The 5,254-nt window shown below is 58.5% G+C and carries 8 protein-coding genes; 4 read left to right on the top strand and 4 right to left on the bottom strand.

The window, feature by feature from the left end; translation table 11 throughout:
* The 4 genes from JWS10_RS18205 to JWS10_RS18190 form a co-directional block, all read right to left on the bottom strand.
* Positions 1-570: motility-associated protein (locus tag JWS10_RS18205; protein WP_299509219.1), on the bottom strand; the 570-nt coding region annotated here is incomplete at its 3' end.
* 62 nt (positions 571-632) lie between these two features.
* Positions 633-1,196: a hypothetical protein gene (locus JWS10_RS18200; protein WP_299509218.1), complete on the bottom strand. Its 564-nt coding sequence runs from the start codon at positions 1,194-1,196 to the stop codon at positions 633-635.
* Positions 1,193-1,579 carry a DUF6468 domain-containing protein gene (locus JWS10_RS18195; protein WP_299509217.1) on the bottom strand — a complete coding sequence of 129 codons (387 nt, stop codon included), beginning with the start codon at positions 1,577-1,579 and terminating at the stop codon, positions 1,193-1,195. Before JWS10_RS18195 ends, JWS10_RS18200 begins: the two co-directional genes overlap by 4 nt.
* A gap of 11 nt (positions 1,580-1,590) precedes the next feature.
* Positions 1,591-2,067, bottom strand: a complete 477-nt coding sequence (locus JWS10_RS18190) for a flagellar basal body-associated protein FliL (protein ID WP_299509216.1) — start codon at positions 2,065-2,067, stop codon at positions 1,591-1,593.
* Between the two features lie 116 nt (positions 2,068-2,183).
* On the opposite strand from JWS10_RS18190, the gene fliF reads away from it, so the two are divergent.
* The 4 genes from fliF to JWS10_RS18170 all read left to right on the top strand — a co-directional run.
* Positions 2,184-3,773 (top strand): flagellar basal-body MS-ring/collar protein FliF, encoded by a 1,590-nt coding sequence (gene fliF / locus JWS10_RS18185; protein ID WP_299509215.1) that lies wholly within the window; start codon positions 2,184-2,186, stop codon positions 3,771-3,773.
* Positions 3,773-4,369, top strand: coding sequence for a flagellar biosynthesis protein (locus JWS10_RS18180; protein WP_299509214.1), 597 nt, complete (start codon positions 3,773-3,775; stop codon positions 4,367-4,369). Before fliF ends, JWS10_RS18180 begins: the two co-directional genes overlap by 1 nt.
* Complete coding sequence (locus tag JWS10_RS18175) at positions 4,362-4,631, top strand: FliM/FliN family flagellar motor switch protein (protein ID WP_299509213.1); 270 nt, start codon at positions 4,362-4,364, stop codon at positions 4,629-4,631. Before JWS10_RS18180 ends, JWS10_RS18175 begins: the two co-directional genes overlap by 8 nt.
* A partial coding sequence (locus JWS10_RS18170; protein ID WP_299509212.1) for a flagellar biosynthetic protein FliP occupies positions 4,628-5,254 on the top strand: 627 nt, incomplete at its 3' end. The genes JWS10_RS18175 and JWS10_RS18170, both read left to right, overlap by 4 nt.

Here is a 5,254-nt window from a genome sequence, read left to right as displayed (position 1 = left end):
ACCCATGGTTTTGATAACGCCCAAAACCGCGGCAACGATGCCCAAGGCGGGCAGCGCATCCGCCATTGATTGCAGCGCGTGGCTAGAGTGCATGGCGTGCGCCAGCGCCGCCTCTACGCGCTTGTCCAGCACTTCTTCGACCTGATGCGGATCATCGTAATTCATCGAGGCTGCCCGAAACGTGTCCGCGATCAAATCGACGGCTTCATGATCGTGTTGAATTTTTGGATACCTGCCGAAAATCGCTGAGTCGTGCGGATTTTCGATATGTTCCTCTAACGCAACCGGGTTGGCGCGCGCGATGCGAATAAGCTCAAACAGCATGCACAGCAAATCTTTGAAATCGTTGGGTTTCCACTTTGGTCCTTTGAAAACTTTGCCGACATCCTTTGCCGTGTGTTTCACCGCTGCCAAGTCATTTGAGACCAGAAACGATCCCACGGCGGCGCCGCCGATCATGATCATTTCAAATGGCAGAGCTTCCAAGATCGGGGCCAAATGGCCGCCGTGGATCACAAACCCGCCGAACACCATCACGATGATGACGATGATACCGACAATTCCAAACATGACTAAACCCTACCCAATTTCCTGCCCGCAGCATTGCAGAGCCGGGTTAACAAAGCCTGACGCTAGTTTTTTGGTGCCGTCGCATTGCGACCAGCGATCAGCACCGAAATCGAATAGACTTTTGCGGGGTCCATCCCAGACATGACGGCGGCGGCCGCTGCGGGATTCATCCGACCAAGGAAGCCGGCCGCAAATTCGGGTGCCATTTCCGCGAATAATTTTGCAGCATCGGCGGGCTTCATCGTCTCATAAACCGTGGTTAAACGCGTGAGGTCAGCCTCGGCCGCACCATCGGCGATTTGCAGGGTTTGCTTCAAAGCGGCTTCGGCCACGGCCATTTCAGTCATTCGGAGCTTGATCGCGGCCTCTGCCAGCGACAATGCAGCCATCCGATCTGAAAGCGCGGTTTCCTGCGCGGTGACTTCAGCTTCCCGAGCGTTCAACGCCTCGGCCAGTGCGAGCGGTGTGACGGCACAACCTTGCGGATCGCTGCGCGATTGTGGCGCAACAGCCGTGGCATTCGCGAGCGCCGTGCCAACGCCTGACCCCACACGAAGCGCGCCGGAGGCCGCCAAAAGCAACGTCAGCACCATCAGAACGCCGCGACCAGAACGCGTTTTTTTCATTCTGCGGCCTCCAATTGAGGCCGGACCGATCTGCGCCGCACAAAACGCAGCTTACGTTCCGTTTCAGTCGGTTCCGGCTCAACGGGGGCACCAGCCGGATCTGGCAAGTCGTGCATGGACGCTACCAAAAGCTCTAGCCGCCCGGCCACTTGCTCGGCCCGACTTGTCAGCGCAATCAGCCCATCGGCAGAGCCATGCGCCGCCGTGCGCGCATTTTCCAGCGCGCGGGTCATCTCATCGACCTGTGCCGACAGCACGGCAATCGCGCCACCCATGCCGGTTTCAAGCGTGGTAAATCTTTTCAATCTGGCCGACAGAACGCGGCAATAGATTGCTGCGCCGAAAGAGCCGGCTGCCATCAGAATATCCGCAATCATCAGCATCGAGATCCCTTTCAGTTCAGCACAAATTCGGTGACCAGCAGATCGCGCACCCGCCCATCACCAGTGACAATTTGGATTCGGCGCAGAAGTTGCGCCCGCATGCGCACCAATGCTGCCTGCTCTTCGAACTCGGCCGGATCGATCGCGCGCAAATAACCGTTCATAACGTCAACGATGCGCGGCAGCAGCGTCGTCACCTCGTCAAGATGGCCGCCCGCCACCTCAAGCTGTGAGGTGAAGCGCAGATGTTTGCCCAGTGCACTGGGGCCGATCGAGACAATTACCGACTCGACGGGCACGAAGCCGATATCCGGCAGCGGACTGGGCTCTGCGCCTTCACTGGTTTCGCTGCCCGGCAGAATAAGGCCGGACCAGGTGGCATAAAACCCGCCCCCGCCCAGCAGCAAAGCCAGCAGCAACCCGATCAGTACGGGCAGCTTCGATTTCTTTTTGGGTGCCACATCCTGCGGCTGCTCAATTTCGGCCACCGGGCCCTCCGTCTTTGTTTGCAGAACAAACATAGACCGAAGCTTCCTAACCGATTGTTAAGGCCCATCCGCCAAGTTGATCTCATCGGGCAGAAGCCCATCACCGGAGACTGACCGTGCAGAACCTGTTGCAGATTTGGCGAAACCTTGATGGCCGTAAACGTTTCTTCGTTCTGGGAGCGACGCTGGCGGTGTTTTTGGCCGTGATGGCGATGTCGCGGATGGCGGGTACGCCGGGAATGTCTTTGTTTTACGCAGGCTTAAACAGCTCTGCTGCGGGCGATGTAATCACGGCGCTGGATCAGAAGGGCGTCACTTACGAAGTGCGCGGTCAGGCGATTTATGTCGATGATAGCCTGCGAGACACCCTGCGGATGACCTTGGCGGCAGAAGGTCTGCCCGCAAATTCCGGCACGGGCTATGAACTTCTTGATTCGCTTTCCGGTTTTGGCACCACGGCGCAGATGTTTGATGCGGCTTACTGGCGGGCAAAAGAGGGTGAACTCGCCCGCACGATTCTGTCTAATCCGCAGATTCGTGCCGCCCGCGTGCATATTGCGCAGGCACCGTCGCAGCCGTTCCAGCGCGATGTAAAGCCAAGCGCCAGCGTTACCATCACGTCGGTGGGCGGTAGCCTTCCGGCTGTGCAAGCCAATGCGCTGCGCCATCTGATTGCGGCTTCGGTGCCGGGGATGACGCCGGACGCGGTTGCGGTGATCGATTCGGTGGCGGGTTTGATCGCCTCGGATAATGATTTGGCTGCCCCTACTATAGCGGCAGACAGTAAAGCCGCTGAAATCAAGCAAAATGTCGAGCGTCTGCTGGCGGCGCGGGTAGGTGCGGGCAAAGCGGTGGTTGAGGTCGCTGTAGATGTCGTAACCGACGCCGAGCAGATCACCGAGCGCAGTTTCGATCCGCAAAGCCGGGTCGCCATCGCCACCGACAACACGCAACAGACCGGATCGAACACCCAAGCCAGCCAAGATGTGACGGTGGCCTCAAATCTGCCCGCCAATGATGCGGCAACCGGGGGCAATGGCAAAAGCGAATCGTCCGAGACGCGCGAAAAGGTGAATTATGAGGTTTCGGAGACCAACCGGCAGCTGGTGAAAGCGCCCGGTTCGGTGCGAAAAATTTCGGTGGCGGTGCTGGTCGATGCCGTGCCGGTCACCGCCGCCGATGGCAGCGTCACCTTTCAGCCGCGTCCCGAAGATGAACTGGCGATCCTGCGCGAACTCGTCACTTCGGCGGCTGGCCTGGACACCACGCGCGGCGATGTTCTGACGCTTAAGTCGCTCGCGTTTGAACCTTTGCCGCAAACCGGTGAAGCCTTGGCCGCCAGCATGTTTTCTTTCGGTGAGATCAATCTGATGACGTTGATCCAAGTCAGCGTTTTGGCTTTGGTGGTCCTTATTTTGGGCCTTTTTGTGATCCGCCCGGTGCTGACTTCGGCGAACCGCCGTGCTGCTCTGCCCGCGCCTGCACCGGTTTTGGCGCTGCCCGGGTCAAGCTTCGACACCCGCGCGCTGACGGGCGAAATTGACGATCGAACCGACCTGCCGCCGCTTTCGGTGATTTCGGGCGCACCGGGGCCTGACGCTACCAAAGATCCGATGAGCCGGTTGCGTCAATTGATTGAGGAACGCCAAAGCGAGTCCGTGGAAATCTTGCGCGGCTGGATGGAAGTCGAAGAGGAAGCCCGCTGATGGCGCTGCGACTAGAGGTTTTCGAGACAAAAGAGGCGCATAGCGGCGGCCCGACCGTTGTGCTCGACACGATGCACTTTGAGGAAACCAAACTTGCCTCTTACGATTCCGGCTATGCGGCCGGATGGGAGGATGCGTCGATGGCGCAATCCAGCGACCAAACCCGGGTGCAGGCCGATCTTGCGCGCAACTTGCAGGATCTTTCCTTCACCTTTCACGAAGCCCGCCAGCATGTGCTGCGCGCCTTGCAACCGCTGATGTCCGAGATGGTCGGGCGGCTATTGCCCGCACTCGCGCGAGAAACCTTGGCGCAAGTGGTGCTGGATAGCTTGATGCCGATGGCTGAAAAACAGGCCGATACGCCAGTGACGCTGGTGCTTAATCCCGCCGCGCGCCCTGCGGTGGAGGCTTTGCTGGAAAAGGCTACCGGATTGGCTCTGACCCTGAGCGAGGAACCCAGCCTTAGCGAGGGTCAGGTTTACCTTAAATTCGGCGATGTCGAGACGCAGATCAATCTCGACCGCGCCACCGCTGAAATCACCGCCGCAGTGCGCGGTTTCTTTGAAATTCCACAGCAGGAGAAGAAATATGGATGAACTGCCAGACAGCAATCCCTTCGGTCAGGTGCCGATTGAGGTGACGATTTCGGTTGGGAAAGCCCGCCCGCTGGTTCGCGATCTGCTGCGATTGACCCGTGATGCGGTGCTGGCGCTGGACCGGCGCGTTGATGATCCGGTGGAGCTTTATGTCGGTGACCGCTTGATCGCGCGCGGCGAGCTGCAAGAGTTGGAAGGCGATCAATCGGGTCAACTGGCGGTGCGTTTGACCGAAGTCGCCAATCTGCGGGGCGGATTATGACACGACGCTTGGCGCTGGCGTTCGGGTTTTTGCTGCTGTTAAGCGCCCCGGCGCTGGCGCAAGGTCTGTCGATTGACTTTGGCGACAGCAGTTCACTTTCGACGCGGTCTGTGCAGCTGTTGGTGGTGATGACAGTGCTTAGTCTGGTGCCGGGGTTGGCGGTGATGATCACCTGTTTTCCCTTCATCGTCACCGTGCTTTCGATTTTACGGCAGGCCATCGGCTTGCAACAATCGCCACCTAACATGCTGATCGTCAGCCTCGCGCTGTTTTTAACCTGGTTTGTGATGGACCCGGTATTTACCGAGGCTTGGCTAAAGGGCGTCGAACCCTTGAACGCCGGAAGCATCGACATCCAACAGGCTATCCCTTTAATATTAGGGCCATTCCGCGGATTTATGGCACATCGGTTGGACGGCGACACATTTATGGCGCTGCAGAATCTGCGGCCTAATGTGGCGCAGGTCGTGCCGATTGATGCGCCGTTGTCGTTGTTGGTCCCGTCGTTCATCTTATCGGAAATTCAGCGCGCCTTTGAGATCGGCTTTCTGATCTTCCTGCCGTTCCTGATCATTGATCTGGTGGTCGCCGCCGTGTTGATGTCGATGGGCATGATGATGGTG

The sequence above is a fragment of the Cypionkella sp. genome (assembly GCF_028290025.1).
Taxonomy (GTDB): Bacteria; Pseudomonadota; Alphaproteobacteria; order Rhodobacterales; family Rhodobacteraceae; genus Cypionkella.
This window is presented reverse-complemented; position numbering and strand designations above follow the sequence as displayed.

Bases quoted from the DNA above. Each gene is read 5' to 3' on its own strand.
- JWS10_RS18200 (WP_299509218.1), bottom strand. From the start codon at position 1,196: ATGAAAAAAACGCGTTCTGGTCGCGGCGTTCTGATGGTGCTGACGTTG.
- JWS10_RS18195 (WP_299509217.1), bottom strand. From the start codon at position 1,579: ATGCTGATGATTGCGGATATTCTGATGGCAGCCGGCTCTTTCGGCGCA.
- JWS10_RS18180 (WP_299509214.1), top strand. From the start codon at position 3,773: ATGGCGCTGCGACTAGAGGTTTTCGAGACAAAAGAGGCGCATAGCGGC.
- JWS10_RS18175 (WP_299509213.1), top strand. From the start codon at position 4,362: ATGGATGAACTGCCAGACAGCAATCCCTTCGGTCAGGTGCCGATTGAG.